Genomic DNA, 15,973 nt, shown 5'->3' with positions numbered 1-15,973 from the left:
GGTTCGTCGGTCACGTCAGTCCAAGGCCGGTTCGTAAAAGCGCAAGAAGAGGCCGTTGTCCATCGGCCAGCAGTTCCCGCTTTCGTCGAGCAGAATCCAGTCGCCCGGCTTCACCGGACGCCAGCCTTCCGGCGTCGCGACTGCCCACGTGTCGTGGCGCCGCGCCACCCGGTCATGGTCGCCATCGACGAACCATCGTGTTGCATCGACGTAGGCGGTACGTTTTCTGAATCTCATCCTGCCACCCAAGAAAGCGGATATCAGCGTCGCGCTCAATGACGAAGCGCGAATCGCGTGTCGGCGCGGGGCGCGCATCGCGATGCCGCAGCGTCCGCGTCGAGCGCGCGCTGCCCGGCCTTCAACGCATGCGTCGCCGCCCGCGTTTCGTGCAACGCCGCCCAGCCCTCGGCGACGAGCGCCTGCAACGTTTCGCGAGCGACGATGGAGATCCGGACATCGGTCTCCTGCATTCTCCCTAGCGCCGACACGACCTCGTCCGGCTGATCGGGCGCCAGCGCAAGCACGAACCGCGAACGCGTCTCGGCGGCCCGGACGGCCCCGGCCCAGTCGGCCCGCGCCACCGCGGCTTCGATCGCGTTCGTGAGCGCTTCGAGACTCTGCACGACTTGCCACGGCATCATGTCGCCTTCCCGTCAGTTGCCTGTCACCGTCCGCATGACGGACGAAATCGCGGCGCATCATGCGCGCGCCTCAGGAAGCGAAATTGTAGGGAACGATACGCGGCGACATCGGTAATAGTTTGTAATGAAATGTCGAGTAACCTTGTCTGGCGGGGGGGCGACTCACACAGGCGGCGTTCGAGACAGTGGAATTGCGCAAGCGTTTTTGCCGGAAGCATGCTCGACTGCACACCGTCGGCAGCGACGCTGCCGACATCGCATCGAAGCGCTTCGGCCGCAGGCGCGTGCTGGATGCCGTCCGCTTCACGCGTTCCGCCCGGCGGCAGACGGCACGCCACGATGCGCTCATCGCGCGAATGCGCTGCATGCCGCGCCCCATGGACAGAAATGACAAGCGGTTGAAAAATCGTCCGCCGGCCGCGAGCCGATCGCGTCCAGCCGTGCAGCGTCACGTCCGTCAGGATTCCGGCGAAGGCTCCGCCGGCTCGCGGTCGCGATCGCCATCCGGATTACCGTCCCCGGCGGCCACCCGCTTTGCCATGTCGAGGTAGGTCTGCGCCATCGCGCGCAACTCCTCCTCCGACGCGTCCTCGATCCCGATCAGCCGGTCGCTCGCCGCGTGCGTGACGGCCACGAGTTCGTCGAGCTTCAGGTGCATCGCGACACTGTCGCGGTTCTGGTTTCGCTGCAGCAGGAACACCATCAGGAACGTGACGATCGTCGTCCCGGTATTGATGACGAGCTGCCATGCATCCGAATAGTGGAAGAGCGGGCCGGTGACGAGCCACAGCGCCGTGACGGCGACCGCGCTGCCGAACGCGACCGGCGAGCCGGCCCACACGGTCACGTGCGACGCGAAGCGTTCGAACGCGCGCGTGACGGGGTGCCTGACCGTGACGGCCCGGGGATCGGTCGTGGCCCGGCCGCCCGGGCCCGTCCTGGCGCGGGATGGATCGTTCGATTCACGCATGGCGCCTCCCGGATACGAATGTCGATATCGGCGCACGCGCGGGCCCGCCATGCGCAACGGTACGCGATTCCGCGCCCGCAGGCGGGCGCCGCCCACAGCCGAGCAACGTGCGTGCCCGACGGTCGCGCCCGCGCGTCGCCATCGGTGGTCAGGTGTACGCAGCGCGTGAGGCAATCGTGCGGCGCCGGTGTCGGAGCAGGAGGTGTCGCGGTTGCGCAAGGCGATCCGACGGTAGCGCGAAGGCAATCTCCCGCGCCGATACGGCGGGCCGCACGCCACCCGTCAGGTAATATTTTGTAATGATATGTAGAGCAATCTTTACCGGTTTTGCTCTGGCGAGCGTGCGCGATACCCGCATGCGCGGCGCTTTCGCAAACGTTTCCGCACGAACGACATCCCGCCCGATATTTCAGCCGGTTGCACGCCAGATACCGCTCCGAACGTGTTGACGCGTACATCACGTCGTTCGACTAAACACGACGCCGCATCTTCGTGCGTTCGCCTTCCTGCAACGCGGCGACGCGCCGCCCGCGGCGAGGCTCACCGAACGATGCAGATTTCGCCACATTCTGCCGGAATGTTTCTCAGTATCATGCGCGTCTCTTCGGCTTCCCCATGTTCGGACGGGCCTGAGCGCTCGCCACTTTCCCGTTTCGCCCCCTCGTTTAGCGATGCCCATCCGAATCCTGCTCGTCGAAGACGACGTCCCATTGTCCTCGTTGATCGCAGACTATCTGCGCATGCATCAGTACGAGGTGGACACGCTGTTCGACGGCACCGACGCCGTGTCCACGATCATCGCGCGCCGCCCCGACCTGGTGCTGCTCGACATCAACCTGCCGGGCAAGGACGGCTTCGAGATCTGCCGCGACGCACGCATGCAGTACGACGGCATCGTCATCATGATGACGGCCCGCAACGAGCAGTTCGACGAGTTGCTCGGCCTGGAATTCGGCGCGGACGATTTTCTCCGCAAGCCGGTCGAGCCGCGCATCCTGCTCGCGCGGATCAAGGCCCACCTGCGACGGATGCGCTTGCGCCCGGTCGACGGCGCACCGGCATCGCCGCAGCGATTCGAGTTCGGCAAGTTTTCGATCGACCGCGCGGATCGCAAGATTCGCCTGCCCGACGGCAGCGCGCCGCGCCTGACCTCGACCGAATTCGACCTGCTGTGGGCCCTCGTCTGCCGCGCCGGCGAGGTGGTCAGCCGGGAAGACCTGACGCAGCTGTTACGCGGAATCGAGTTCGACGGCTTCGACCGCTCGATCGACGGCCGCATCTCCAAGCTGCGCCGCAAGCTGTGCGACGACCTGACGGAACCGAAGCGCATCAAGACGATCCGCTGCAAGGGCTATCAGTTCAGCAAGCACGCGTGGGAGTGATGCACCGCCGGTCGTGACACGCGAACGCACGAACGGGCGCCCTGACCGTCCGCCGCCCTACCGCATGTTGCCGGTATGGCCCAGCGAATAGCGCCCCGGCTGCGGCCACACCGTCAGGCCGTGCGGCTCCATGCCGACGGGAATCGCTCGAACCGCGCCGCTCGTGGTGTCGATCGCGTAGACGACGTCATCGAAGCGGCCCGACAGCCACAGCGTCTTGCCGTCCGCGCTGACGTTGCCCATGTCGGGGCTGCCGCCGCCGGGAATCGGCCAGTTCGCGACCACCTTGCGCGTCGCGAAGTCGAGCACCGATACGCTGCCCTTGCCGTGGCGCGGCCCGTGGACGAGATTGGAGCCGCGATTCGCGATATAGAGCTTCGTGCCGTCGCGGCTCGGATACAGCCCGTGCGTACCGACGCCGGTCGGGATGAAACCGGTCTTCGCGAAGCGCTCGCCGTCGACGACGTATATGCCGTCCGCCATCATGTCGGCGACATAGAACACCTTGCCGTCCGGCGCCACGCGGATGTCCTGCGGCATCCCTTTCCGGTCGAGTTCGAGGTAACCGAGCACCTTGCGATTCACCAGGTCGATCTTCGCGAGCTTGCCGCCGAACTCGCACGTGAAGAGCGCATACCGGCCGTCGATCGAAAAGTCCGCATGGTTGATGCCCTTGCATTGCGGCACCTCTAGGCTCGATTTCAGCGCCATCGTGCCCGGGTCGTGGAAGTCGAGCCGCGCATGCGCCTCGGCCACGACGATCGCATCCTTGCCGTCGGGCGTGAAATACATGTTGTACGGATCGTCGACGCGCACTGCCGGGCCGGGCTTGCCCGTCTTCGGATCGATCGGCGTCAGGCTGCCGTCGGTGCGCCCTTCCGCATTGTTGGCGACCCACAGCGTCCGCAGGTCCCACGCCGGCACGACGTGCTGCGGGCTGCGGCCAACGGCAAACCGGTCGACGACCTTGTACGTGGCCGGGTCGATCACGTAGACGTCGTTCGATCGCAGGTTCGGCACATAGATGCGCGGCAGTGCGCCCGCCACCGCCGCGCTCATGCGGCCGGCCCGTGCCTCGCCGTACAGGTTGTCGGGGTTGATGACGGGCGGCATGCCGGGTACGGCCGCGACAGCGGACGCCGCGATCGCACCCTGGGCGCAAAAACCGGCCAGCGCAGCCGCGACGACGATCGCGGGACGGGGGAAGCGGATGTGACGGCGAAGGCGCGGTTGCATACGATGTCCCGGTTCGATGGAATGGAACGACGGCAAAGGCGGCGCAATGGCGCGGCGGCGTCAGCGGCCGGCGGTGTCCTTTCTGATCGCGTCGACGGTGCGCGACACGATCGCGTCGGTGCCGAGCCGGCCGAGTTCGACGCTCGCATGACGCGGATCGCCGCCGTAGACGCCGTCGGCGATGCCGGGCTTCGAGGCGTCGCGCAGCTTGTCGACCCTGACCATGCCCGGCGCGACCGCCAGCAGCAGCGACGTATCGGCCAGCCCCGCGTGCGTGCCGATGTCCGCGGCCGGCACGCCGTGCTCGCGCAGGATCCGGTCGTAACCGTCGGAACTGGTGCCGTAATACTCGGCCGGCACGAACGCGCGCGCGCCCGTGCCGGCCCACGACTTGTTCAGCCGCGCGACCGACTGCCGGATGTCGTTCTGGTAGCCGCCGTGGTCGCCGAGGAACACGATGTTCGTGAAGCCATGGACCCGGAAGCTGTTGGCTGCGGACTCGAGGGTCTTTTCGAAGACGTCGTCAGGCACGGTGATCGTGCCGGGAAAACGCATGTGCGACGTCGGCGGCGCATAACCGCCCTCGGGCACATAGGCGATGACGGGGGCGACGATTGCGTTGCCGAGGCCTTGCGCGATCCGCTCGGACAGCACCGCGACCCGCGCATTGTGCTTGCCCAGCGCGACGTACGGCCCGCTTTGCTCGGTTGCGCCGACCGGAATCAGGATGGTGGTCTTGCCGGCCCGGATGCTGTCGCGCAGCTCGGTCCAGGTCATGTCTTCGAGCCGCACCGTGGCGGGCGCCTGGGCGAACGCGGCTTGCGCGACGGTGAAAGCGAGGGCGGCGAAGGCGGCGCGTGGCAGGCATTTCATCGCGGATTCTCGACGGAAGGAAAGAGATGACGCTGCGTTCCCTCGCACCATAAACGAACTCGCGCGACTTGTCGCCGACCGCGGCGCAACGACGCACGGCCCGACGTCGCGAGAAAGCATTTCGTCAGGATTGACCGGTGGATCGCGAAGTCTCTCGTTCCGTCGCGGCACGCGGCGAGTCGGGTCGATTCGATGCGTGCGCTACGTCGCCTCGTGCCGGCCTCCCGCCCGCACGCGTCACGCCGGCAACACGGCCACCGCCTTGATCTCGACGATATAGCCCGGCGCGCCGCCCAGCATGTGCGCGCCGACCGCCGTCCATGCCGGCTTCGGGTGCGCATCGAGGTAGCGGTCGCGCACCTGCATGAACAACGGCAGGTCGCGCATGTCGGTATGGAAGGTCGTCAGGTCGACCACGTCGCTGAACGATGCACCCGCCGCGTCCAGTACCCGCTTCAGATTCTCGAACGCCTGCACGATCTGTGCTTCACGATCCTCGACGAGCTGCATCGCCGCATCGCGGCCGATCTGGCCGGATACGTACAGCGTATCGCCGACCTTCAGGCCGGGCGCATAGCCGATCTTCTCGTACACGGCTTCCATTCCCGCCGGAACGATGGCTTTGCGATCACGCATGGAAGTCTCCATGGCCGGCGTCTTCGCGCCGGCCGGTTGGTGGGTGGATAGGTGGCTGGGTTGTCGACGAACATCCTGAACACGTGCCAGGCGGCGCGACGACGCGCGGCTCAACCCGTATCGCCGCCCGCGACCGGCAGCACCGTGCCGGTGATGTAGCTCGCCTCGTCGGATGCGAGGAACAGGATCGGCGCGATCTGCTCGTCGAGGCTGCCGTAGCGTTTGAGGTACGTCGATTCCGTGACCTGGCGCACGGCTTCGCCCATCCATGCCTGTTCCTGTTCGCTGTCGCCGGCCGCATTGCGCGGCACGCGGCGCGGCGGTGCGCTGGTGCCGCCCGGCGCGGTGGCGACGACCCGGATGTTGTGTTCCGCATATTCCATCGCGAGCGCCGACGTCAGGGCATTGACGCCGCCTTTCGCCGCCGAGTACGGCACCCGGCGAATCCCGCGCGTCGCGTTCGACGAGATGTTGACGATCGTGCCGCCGCCGCGCGCGAGCAGGTGCGGCAGCACCGCGTGACACGTATAGAGCGTCGGCATCAGCGAACGGCGGATTTCCGCATCGATCTGCGCGGGCTCGAATTCGGCGAACGGCCGCATGCGGATCGCGCCGCCCACGCCGTTGATCAGGATGTCGATGCCGCCGAACGTCCGCACCGCGTGCGCGATCGCCGCAAGCGCCCCTTCGTACGTTTCGAGATCGGCGACGAACCCGGCCGTCTCGCCCCCCGTCGCTTCGGCCGCGACCTCGGCGACGAAATCCGCGCGATCGACGAACAGCACCCTGCCGCCTTCGGCCGCCGCGCGCAGCGCGACGCCGCGGCCGATGCCCTGCGCGGCACCCGTGACGACGATGACCTTGCCTGAGAATCGTTGCATGATCATGCCGCCTTTGCCGTGACGTTGGGGGTGAACTTCTCGTAGTGGAAGCTGTTCGGCTTCACGCCTTCGTCGTCGAAATACTTGCGCACCGCGTCGACCATCGGCGGCGGCCCGCACAGATACACGTCGACGTCGCCGTCGTTCAGCGCATCGGCCGGGATGTGCTGCGTGACCCAGCCCTTGCGCGGATGGTTCGACGCCGCGTCGGCCACGACCGTCGCGAAGCTGAAGTTCGGCAGCTTCGCCGCATACGCTTCGATCGCATCGACGAGCACGAGATCGAGATCGCGCGTCACGCCGTAGATCAGGTGCACCTTCTGCTGCGAGCCGCTGCGCGCGAGCACCTCGAGCATCGACAGGAACGGCGCGAGCCCCGTGCCGCCCGCGAGGAACAGCAGCGGCCGCTGCACGTCGCGCAGGTAGAAGCTGCCGAGCGGCCCGTGCAATTCGAGCGTGTCGCCGGGCTGCGCCGATTCGAGCCACGTGCTCATCACGCCGCCGGGAATCTTCTTGATCAGGAAACTGACCTTCGCATCGGCCGGCGCCGACGAGAACGAATACGAACGGTGCTGGCCGCTCGCCGGCACGTCGATGTTCACGTACTGGCCCGGCAGGAACACCGGCGCGGCCGTGCCGACGTCGAGTTCGAGCACAACGGCCGCATCGTTGTGCTGCTCGACCTTCGTCACCGTGGCCGCGAACCCGCTCTGGCCCGTCTTGCACGCGACCGACGACGTCGGCACCGCGATCACGCAATCGCTTTGCGGCACCATCTGGCAGGTCAGCACGAGGCCGCCGTCCTTTTCGTCTTCGGTGAGCGCGTCGTCGATGTAGTCGTCGCCGAGATCGTAGCGGCCGCTTTCGGCGCGGCACTTGCAGGTGCCGCACACGCCGTCGGAGCAATCCATCGGCAGGTTGATCTTCGCGCGGAAGGCCGCGTCGAGAACCTTCTCGCCGGCCTTGCAGTCGATGAAGCGGGTTACCCCGTCCTCGAAGTTCAGTGCAATCTTGTAGCTGGACATGGTGTCACCTCCACTTCCTTTCATGACAAAACAACAGCGTCAGACGTGATAGACGTCGAGCACCTGCCGGATGTAGTCGTTCTTCAGCACGATCTTCTTGTACGAGATCAGCAGCTCATCGCCCGCCTTGCGCAACGTGACGAACATCGTGCCGAAGAAGTGATCGGTCACGCGGTAGCGGTGGTTCAGCGTGTGAAAGTTGTAGCGCACGTCCACTTCGTTCTCGCGTTCGGCCAGCACCTCGACGTTCGTCACGTTGTGGCTGGTGCGCGGCTCGGGCGTCGATGCGCCGCTGCGCTCGGTCTTGATCCGGAACACGCGATCCTCGAGGCCGCCGCGGTCCGCGTAATACATCAGCGAGATCTGGCTTTGCGGATCGTCGGTCGGCCGGTCATCGTCGTCCCACGCGGGCATCCAGTACGTGACGTCCTCCGTGTAGCAGGTCAGCCACTCGTCCCACTGGCGATCGTCGAGCAGGCGCGCTTCGCGATACAGCGCGGCGCAGACAGTCCGGTAATCGAAGCTCATGCTGCCACCTCCCCGCGTTCCTTCTTCAGCGCATCGCGCATCACGTTCACCCAGTGTTCGTGCTGGCACACGAACAGCCCTTCGTCCTCGCTGCGCTCGCCGGAAATGCGCGGGTTCAGCCCCATCTTCCTCGCGTTCTCGTCCGGGCCGTCGACCCACAGCGGCGCGCCGCGCGACAGGTCGTTCCACATCGCCGTGATGCCCGCATAACCGGCCTGGCACGCGCGAAACTCCTCGAGATCGTCGGCGGTGCCCATGCCCGTCACGTTGAAGAAATCCTCGTACTGGCGGATGCGGGTCGTGCGGTCGGCCTCGCTCTCGCCCTTCGGCGCGAAGCAGAAGATGCTGACCTCGGTCTTGTCGACGCCGAGCGGCCGCACCACGCGGATCTGCGTGCTGAACTGGTCCATCAGGAACACGTTCGGGTACACGCACAGGTTGCGCGTCTGGTTGACGATGAAGTCGGCCTGCACGTCGCCGACGCGCGCCTTGATTTCATCGCGATGCTGGTACACGGGCCGCACTTCCGGGTTCATCGTCTGCGTCCACAGCAGGATGTGGCCGTTGTCGAAGCCGTACACGCCGGCGACCGACTTGCTCCAGCTGTTCGCGTCGACGGCCTTGGTGCCGTCTTCCTTGCGGCGGCCCATCGTCGCCGCGTAGTTCCAGTGCACGGTGCTGACGTGGTAGCCGTCGCAGCCGTTCTCCATCTGCATCTTCCAGTTGCCTTCGTAGATGTAGGACGAGTTGCCGCGCAGCACCTCGAGCCCGTTCGGCGCCTGGTCGACGATCTGGTCGATGATCACGCGCGCCTCGCCGAGGTAGTCCTCGAGCGGCAGCACGTCGGCGCTGAGGCTGCCGAACAGGAAGCCGCGATAGTTCGCAAAGCGCGCCACCTTCTTCAGGTCGTGCGAACCGTGCGTGTTGAACTGCACCGGGTATTCCGTCGTCTTCTCGTCCTTCACCTTCAGCAGCTTGCCGGTGTTCGAGAACGTCCAGCCGTGGAACGGGCACGTGAAGCTGCCCTTGTTGCCGTGCTTGCGGCGGCACAGCATCGCGCCCTTGTGCGCGCAGGCATTGATGACCGCGTGCAGCTCGCCGGTCTTGTCGCGCGTGATCACGATCGGCTGGCGGCCGATCCACGTCGTGTAGTAATCATTGTTGTCGGGAATCTGGCTTTCGTGCGCCAGGTACACCCAGTTGCTTTCGAAGATGTGCTTCATCTCGAGCTCGTACAGCTCGGCGTTCGTGAAGATGTCGCGGCGGCAGCGGAATACGCCGGCCTCCTTGTCGTCCTGCACGGCGGTGGCGAGCAGGTGATCCAGGTCGGTGGCTTGGTCGATCGTGGCGGACATGATGGCTCCTCCCATGCGCGTGCCGCGTCCTGCAAGCACGCTCGCATCGGTAATCGGTTGAATCTCGCGGGAACCCGGCCGGCGGCGGCGGCTGCGCGCCGCCGTGCCGTCGGGCGGTTAGGCCGTGGCGGAAGCGCGCAGGCGTTCGACGATCTGGTTGTCCTTGCCCTCGACGCGCGGCGTCAGGACGAAGTTGAACTCGATGTCCTGGTACGCATCGGCCTTCAGGCCGAGCGCGGCGCCGCCGGTCTTGCCGGTGACGGGCGGGATCAGCTCCTCGCGGGTCGCATACGCGAAGTCATCCCAGATCAGCGGGTCGCCGTCGATGTTGAACTGGGTCGTCAGCTTGCGGTGGCCGTCGCTGGTCACGAAGAAGTGCACGTGCGCCGGGCGGTTGCCGTGGCGGCCGAGGCTGTCCAGCAGCTGCTGCGTCGCGCCCTGCGGCGGGCAGCCGTAGCCGACCGGCATCAGCGTGCGGAATTCGTACTTGCCGTCGGCACCCGTCTTCACCGCGCCGCGCAGGTTGAAGTCGCTCTGCTTGCCGGTCGGGTCGAAGTGCGAGTAGAAGCCGTGCGAGTTCGCATGCCAGCACTCGACCACCGCGCCGGCCACCGGCTTGCCGTCGACACCGGTGACCGTGCCGTGGATCACGAGCGGGCCCGCGCCGTCGTCCGCATCGAGGTCGATCTTCGCGACGCCGTCGCGCACCGGCGCGCCCGCGACATACAGCGGCCCCTCGATCGTGCGCGGCGTGCCGCCGTCGAGGCCGAGCGCTTCGTCCTCGGCGTCCATCCGGATGTCGAGAAACTTCTCGAGGCCGAGGCCGGCCGCGAGCAGCGCCGCTTCGCCGTCCTGGCCGAGCTTGTTCAGGTAGTTCACGCCCGCCCACACTTCGTCGGGCGTGATGTCGAGATCGTCGATCGCCTTGAACAGGTCGCCGAGCAGCCGCAGCACGACCTGCTGCGTGCGCGCGTTGCCGCCCTTCGTGCTGTCCGCGCCCGCGTTCGACGCGGCCTTCAGCAGATCCTGCACTTCCCGGGTTTCGAAAACTTTGACGCTCATGATGGTGTCTCCACGTGTATTTGGGGGGAATGACGGCTGTGCCTGACTCGGGCTACCGCGCGACGCGGGTGAGTCCGTCGCGGGTGAAACGCCTGACCTTGTCCTCGTCGAGTTCGATGCCGAGACCGGGGCCGTCCGGCACGGTCAGTTCGAAGTCGCTGTAATCGAGCGGCTGCGTCAGGATCTCTTCGGTGATCAGCAGCGGCCCGAACAGTTCGGTGCCCCACTGCAGGTTCGCGAAACTCGCGAACAGGTGCGCGGACGCCACCGTGCTGAACGCGCCTTCGAGCATCGTGCCGCCGTACAGCTCGATGCCGGCCGCGTCCGCGATCGCGGCCACGCGCTGCGCGGCAAACACGCCGCCGCTCTGTTCGATCTTGATCGCGAACACGTCCGCGCCGTGATGCTTCGCGATCTCGAACGCGCTGTCGGGGCCCTGCAGGATTTCGTCGGCCATCAGCGCGACCGGGAAGCGGCGCATCAGGCGCGCCAGCGCCGCGGCCGAGGCCACCGGCTGCTCGACCAGTTCGCAGCCGGCATCGGCCAGCGCCGGAATCGCGCGCGCGGCCTGCGTTTCGCTCCACGCCATGTTCACGTCGACGCGCACCGATGCGCGATCGCCGACGGCCTTCTTGATCTCGGCCACGTGCCGGATATCCGTCTCGGGCGCCTTCGCGCCGATCTTCAGCTTGAACACGTTGTGGCGGCGCTGGTCGAGCATGCGCTCGGCTTCGGCGATGTCGGTGGCCGTGTCGCCCGACGCGAGCGTCCATGCGACCGGCAGGCGATCGCGCCGGCGCCCGCCGAGCAGCTCGCTCACCGGTACGCCGAGCCGCTTGCCGTGCGCGTCGAGCAGCGCGGTTTCGAGCGCGCTTTTCGCGAAGTGATTGACCTTCGCCAGCTTGCCGAGGAACGCCATCAGCGTCTGGATGCGCGTCGCATCGCTGCCGACGATCGCCGGTGCGAGGTACGCGTCGATCGCGAGCTTCATCGCTTCGGGGCTTTCCGGGCCGTAGGCCATGCCGGCGATCGTCGTGCCTTCGCCGAGGCCCGTCACGCCGTCGCTGCAGAACACCTTCACGAGCATCAGCGTCTGGCCGTGCATCGTGGCCACCGACAGCTTGTGCGGGCGGATCGTCGGCAGGTCGACGAGGCGGGTTTCGATACGTTCGATGGTGACGGAGGACATGGGGCACGCCGTGGGGGGTGAAGTTCTTGAGGCGATTTATACGTCCCGGCCAGATGGAGCGTCCAATACTTTTAGGCGGGATTTTTGATACCTGGCAGGTATTGAATTCACGCTCATCACGCTAAATACTGCGGTGCGCCATACCTGTTTTGGCTAGGTATGCGGGCTGAGAGGCTTGATGGGTCGCGGTCGTGCGGGTGTGGGGTACCGTCTGGATGGGGGCGCACTGCGGCGGCTTGCGGCAGCGGGAAAACGGCCTGAAACCGACGGCCTGCCGAGTCGATCAGGGTTTTCCTGACGGGAAAAATGGTGGGGCTGGCCGTCCGGCCTTCAGCTTTGGCGTCGGTTTCCGCGAACAACCGGAAGGAATCGGGCAGGTGGGTATCGACGTTCGTTGTCGATGTTCGTTGTTCATCAGAAGCTGACGGGCGCTGTCGGCCATTTCCAGACGTTCGACCAATTGACCTAGGTCGTTGCCAATATCCTTGACGCATTCCAAGTGTGATGTTTTCGGGCCACGCAAATTTATTTATTCCCTAGCAGTGTCGGGAGCAATCCAGGGGGAGGAAGATCACCTATGTTCAGCGACCACCGTTCCGTCGGACGGCGGTCGGGTGTAGCGTCGCCAATAGTTCTCGAAGATAGAGGCATAATCCAAGAACCTCGCGGAACAACAGCCGTTCGGCTCATGTCGGGGTGTTGAGACGAAGCAGTCTATGTAAGACCGGCTTCGGGGTGTTTGTGCAACGGCAAGGTCAAAGAAATGAAAGTACGAAAAATCAGACTCCAGAATGGATATAAGCGATTCCACGATCTCACCATCGATCTTGGAGATTCTCCAGCCAAAATTATCGCCCTAGTCGGCCTGAACGGAAGCGGCAAGAGTAGTGTACTTGATGGTCTATTATTTCATCATAATATATGGAGCACTATTGGAAATACTGGGCGCAAAGATTTTAAGTATCATTCGATGAGGGAAGATCCGGGTTTCGATTACAATAATGTGACAATCGAATTCAGCGAAGGCGATTACCAATCCGCGCGACAGCGGCGGAAAGGGAGAGAAAATACAATCTTTTCGTTTCGAAGTCCATATCGCTACAACAGTGATTTGGACGTCAAAAATGTAGAGGCCGTTGAAGACATTATCAAAAACAACTACGGCGCATCGGTGACCTCTGCCATCGATAGTAAAATGTTAGTTAACTATCGACGTTTAAATGTTAGGTATACTGCCTACATGTATGAGGTGGATTGCAAGCCCAGTGAGGCACGACAAAAAATTATTGGTGACTTAAATGAGTCTTTAAAGAAGTGTTTAAATCTCGAGATAGACAATCTGGGGGATATTGAGAGCGGTAAAGGAACTTTGTTTTTCAAGAAACCGGATCATCCGAACAGCTTCCCATTCAACGTTTTATCCTCGGGTGAAAAGGAAGTGGTGGACCTTCTGTTAGATCTATATCTCCGCTCAGAAGAGTACACCGATACTGTATTTTTACTCGACGAGCCGGAGTTGCACATCAATACGTCGATCCAGAAAAACCTGTTATTGGAGATGAATCGACTAATCGGGGACAATTGTCAGCTATGGATCGCGACTCATAGTATTGGATTTCTGAGAGCGCTACAGGAGAACCTGCGGGATGATTGTCAGTTGATCTATTTCGATGATACTTACAACCTCGCGGCTAAGCCGTACACGTTGAAACCTTCGCCAAAAAATTCAAATACTTGGAGGAAGATTTTCGGTGTGGCGCTCGACGATTTGGCGCATCTGATAAGTCCTCAGAGAATAGTTTATTGCGAAGGGCGCGATACACCCGGTGAAAACGGCAAAGAGAGAGGCATGGATGCAAACGCCTACAACAATATTTTTAACAAAAAATATCCTGACACATTGTTCGTTTCCAGCGGTGGAAATACCGAACTGGACCAAAGAAGTGCAGTAGCGATATCTATATTGTCGAAAGCAATCCCCTCCGTTGAAATTTTCGTACTCAAGGATAGAGACTCTGGATCTGGAGCGCTAGTTTCCAGCGACGAAAGAGATTTATATTTAAGAAATAATCCAGAAAACCATCGCATGCTGGATAGATGGGAAATTGAAAATTATTTATTTGACAAAGAAGTTTTATTGGAGTATTGCAAAAAAAATGATTTGAAGTTTGATGAACAAGCTTACGATTCATTTGTCACAGATATAGAAAACCAAGACGTTAAAGCGATGGCATCAAAAATTCGAAGCATCTGCAACATTAAGACGAACATCAATGCAGAAGTATTTAAGCTTCGTCTTGCGGAGGTCTTTAACGAAGATATGCAGGTTTATAGACAGCTTGAGTCGTGCATATTTCACGCAAAGATCTGTTAGGGCAATCACCGGCCAGCAGTAGTGGTATGTGGTGGGGGGGGCAGCGTTGACTGAGAACTGCGCTATTGTCGACTGTCGGCTATCGAGAAAGTTGAGAGGCCAAAACGGGTCGATTTCCGTCGGTTGCTTTCGATTGTGAGGGCACGTATCGGGCCGTGCGAGCGTACCTGGACAACCAAGCGGCGTAAAAACAACGGGGCCGGTGGCCCTGCCTCTCAAACAATGCACCGGCCTGCGTATCGGTTTCTACGCAACAGCCAGTTTCGCGCGCTCCGCAACGAAACTCAGCCGATCGAAGTTCATGTTTGCGCCGGACGTGATCGCGATGAGCGTTTCGTTCTCGATCCCTTCGCACTCGGCGTACAGCTTTGCCCCTGCGACGGCCAGGGCACCGGCCGGTTCGAGCACGCTCCGCGTATCCTGGAACACATCCCTCATCGCCGCGCACAGGCCATCGGTATCGACCGTCACCACGTCGTCGAGGTGTTCGCGGCATAACCGGAAAGTCTCTTGTCCAACCAGTTTGACCGCCGTACCGTCCGAGAACAAACCGACCTCCACCAGTTCGACGCGTTCACCCGCACGGAGCGACTGCGCCATCGCGCATGAATCCTCCGTCTGCACGCCGATCACCTTGATGCCCGGTCGCACGGCTTTCACGTAGGTCGCCACGCCGGACGCCAGGCTGCCGCCGCCGATCGGCACGAAGATCGCATGGATCGGCTTTTGATGCTGGCGCAAGATTTCCATCGCCACCGTGCCTTGGCCGGCGATCACGTCGGGGTCGTCGAACGGATGCACGAACGTCAGGTTCCGCTCCTTCTGCAACGTGAGCGCGTGCGCGTAGGCGTCGCTGTACGACTCCCCGGCCTGAATGACCTTGACACGCGAACCACCATGCCTGCGCACGGCATCCACCTTGACCTGGGGCGTCGTGAGCGGCACCACGATCACGGCGTGCACGCCCATGCGAGCCGCGCAGAACGCAACGCCCTGTGCGTGGTTGCCGGCCGACGCGGTGATGACACCGCAAGCCAGCGCATCAGCCGGCATCTGCGCCATCTTGTTGTACGCACCACGCAACTTGAACGAGAACACCGGCTGCTTGTCCTCGCGCTTCAGATGGATCGCGTTGCGACACCGAACCGACAGGTTGTGCGCGAAATCCAGATCGGTTTCGATCGCGACGTCGTAGACCCGCGCGGTCAGAATTTTTTTGAGGTAATCGAACGGCGCCGAAGGATGGGCGGGGCTCTGTACGTGCGCGTCGAATGGGTTTCGGTGCATGAACACGATGATTTCCTTTCCAGGTCAGGGTGGGCAAGCCTAGAAGCGGAAATGAAAAACCCGCCTCGGCGGCGGGTTTTCGTTATCGAGCAAGTACGCGCTAACCCACCATTCGGAGAATGGTGCGAATAATCAGCGCGATGGCGATGGCTCGATGTTCCATGGACACAAGGATTGACGATTATGAGAATGCTGTCAACCAGCGGCGCCTACGCTGAAAGCCAGTCGCATCACGTCGGGCGGCGGCACGTCCGGCGGTGTGCGTTTTCTTCGGTGCCGCTTGCGCATCCTGTCGTGGGGCAGTTTCAACGTGTGAGGTCAAGCGCCCGGCGGCTTTGGGTGAAGCGAACGCCGTGGCCGGACTGGCCGGTTTCAAGGCAGCAACCACGCGTGCCTGCACATCACGCTCACCCACCAGGCTGGACACGTGCTGGCGCGGGTGCTCAATCGCGGCGGGTGGCGGTCGGCCCGGAATGGCCATCGAGGCGATACCAGACCGCCCAGCTGAGTTGGGTCGGTATGCGCTGGTCACCA

Annotated in this window: 14 protein-coding genes and 1 pseudogene; 2 read left to right on the top strand and 13 right to left on the bottom strand. The window is 63.1% G+C overall.

Annotated elements, in window-relative coordinates; genetic code table 11:
• Nucleotides 1-15: 15 nt before the first annotated feature.
• The 3 genes from ABY44_RS30495 to ABY44_RS30485 all read right to left on the bottom strand — a co-directional run bounded on the left by ABY44_RS30495 (nucleotide 16) and on the right by ABY44_RS30485 (nucleotide 1,611).
• Nucleotides 16-276 (bottom strand): hypothetical protein, encoded by a 261-nt coding sequence (locus ABY44_RS30495; protein ID WP_226113495.1) that lies wholly within the window; start codon nucleotides 274-276, stop codon nucleotides 16-18.
• A complete protein-coding gene (locus ABY44_RS30490) occupies nucleotides 273-641 on the bottom strand; it encodes a hypothetical protein (RefSeq protein WP_060173568.1) in 369 nt (122 codons plus the stop codon). The genes ABY44_RS30495 and ABY44_RS30490 overlap by 4 nt, the downstream gene beginning before the upstream one ends.
• Nucleotides 642-1,098: 457 nt before the next feature.
• Nucleotides 1,099-1,611, bottom strand: coding sequence for a low affinity iron permease family protein (locus ABY44_RS30485; RefSeq protein WP_060173569.1), 513 nt, complete (start codon nucleotides 1,609-1,611; stop codon nucleotides 1,099-1,101).
• A gap of 671 nt (nucleotides 1,612-2,282) precedes the next feature.
• On the opposite strand from ABY44_RS30485, the gene ABY44_RS30480 reads away from it, so the two are divergent.
• Nucleotides 2,283-2,993, top strand: coding sequence for a response regulator (locus tag ABY44_RS30480; protein WP_060173570.1), 711 nt, complete (start codon nucleotides 2,283-2,285; stop codon nucleotides 2,991-2,993).
• Between the two features lie 57 nt (nucleotides 2,994-3,050).
• Here ABY44_RS30480 and ABY44_RS30475 read toward each other — a convergent pair whose 3' ends face one another.
• The 9 genes from ABY44_RS30475 to ABY44_RS30435 form a co-directional block, all read right to left on the bottom strand.
• Nucleotides 3,051-4,229: a YncE family protein gene (locus tag ABY44_RS30475; protein ID WP_059693424.1), complete on the bottom strand. Its 1,179-nt coding sequence runs from the start codon at nucleotides 4,227-4,229 to the stop codon at nucleotides 3,051-3,053.
• A gap of 60 nt (nucleotides 4,230-4,289) precedes the next feature.
• Nucleotides 4,290-5,102: a creatininase family protein gene (locus ABY44_RS30470; protein ID WP_431643043.1), complete on the bottom strand. Its 813-nt coding sequence runs from the start codon at nucleotides 5,100-5,102 to the stop codon at nucleotides 4,290-4,292.
• A gap of 237 nt (nucleotides 5,103-5,339) precedes the next feature.
• Complete coding sequence (locus ABY44_RS30465; protein WP_027792562.1) at nucleotides 5,340-5,738, bottom strand: RidA family protein; 399 nt, start codon at nucleotides 5,736-5,738, stop codon at nucleotides 5,340-5,342.
• A 110-nt stretch (nucleotides 5,739-5,848) separates the two neighbouring features.
• On the bottom strand, nucleotides 5,849-6,625 hold the full coding sequence (gene benD / locus ABY44_RS30460; protein WP_060173572.1) for a benzoate diol dehydrogenase BenD: 777 nt from the start codon (nucleotides 6,623-6,625) through the stop codon (nucleotides 5,849-5,851).
• Nucleotides 6,622-7,644 carry a benzoate 1,2-dioxygenase electron transfer component BenC gene (gene benC, locus ABY44_RS30455; protein ID WP_060173573.1) on the bottom strand — a complete coding sequence of 341 codons (1,023 nt, stop codon included), beginning with the start codon at nucleotides 7,642-7,644 and terminating at the stop codon, nucleotides 6,622-6,624. The genes benD and benC overlap by 4 nt, the downstream gene beginning before the upstream one ends.
• 39 nt (nucleotides 7,645-7,683) lie before the next feature.
• The gene (benB, locus tag ABY44_RS30450; RefSeq protein ID WP_027792559.1) at nucleotides 7,684-8,172 is read right to left on the bottom strand and encodes a benzoate 1,2-dioxygenase small subunit; all 489 of its coding nucleotides are present in this window, start codon (nucleotides 8,170-8,172) and stop codon (nucleotides 7,684-7,686) included.
• Complete coding sequence (locus ABY44_RS30445; protein WP_027792558.1) at nucleotides 8,169-9,527, bottom strand: Rieske 2Fe-2S domain-containing protein; 1,359 nt, start codon at nucleotides 9,525-9,527, stop codon at nucleotides 8,169-8,171. The genes benB and ABY44_RS30445 overlap by 4 nt, the downstream gene beginning before the upstream one ends.
• A 117-nt stretch (nucleotides 9,528-9,644) precedes the next feature.
• The gene (gene catA, locus ABY44_RS30440; RefSeq protein ID WP_059693414.1) at nucleotides 9,645-10,589 is read right to left on the bottom strand and encodes a catechol 1,2-dioxygenase; all 945 of its coding nucleotides are present in this window, start codon (nucleotides 10,587-10,589) and stop codon (nucleotides 9,645-9,647) included.
• Nucleotides 10,590-10,641: 52 nt separating this feature from the next.
• Nucleotides 10,642-11,778, bottom strand: a complete 1,137-nt coding sequence (locus ABY44_RS30435) for a muconate/chloromuconate family cycloisomerase (RefSeq protein ID WP_060173574.1) — start codon at nucleotides 11,776-11,778, stop codon at nucleotides 10,642-10,644.
• A gap of 763 nt (nucleotides 11,779-12,541) precedes the next feature.
• Between ABY44_RS30435 and ABY44_RS30430 the strand changes: the two genes are divergently transcribed.
• Nucleotides 12,542-14,152 carry an AAA family ATPase gene (locus ABY44_RS30430; protein ID WP_081072652.1) on the top strand — a complete coding sequence of 537 codons (1,611 nt, stop codon included), beginning with the start codon at nucleotides 12,542-12,544 and terminating at the stop codon, nucleotides 14,150-14,152.
• A gap of 249 nt (nucleotides 14,153-14,401) precedes the next feature.
• Here the strand turns inward: ABY44_RS30430 and ilvA are convergent.
• Nucleotides 14,402-15,439, bottom strand: a pseudogene (gene ilvA / locus ABY44_RS30425) (threonine ammonia-lyase, biosynthetic); the annotation flags it as partial.
• Between the last annotated feature and the right edge of the window lie 534 nt (nucleotides 15,440-15,973).

It is taken from the genome of Burkholderia sp. ZZQ-2 (assembly GCF_050768715.1).
In the GTDB taxonomy this organism is placed as follows: Bacteria; Pseudomonadota; Gammaproteobacteria; order Burkholderiales; family Burkholderiaceae; genus Burkholderia; species Burkholderia cepacia.
The sequence above is the reverse complement of the archived record's forward strand: the minus strand, read 5'-3'. Positions and strand labels throughout refer to the sequence as shown.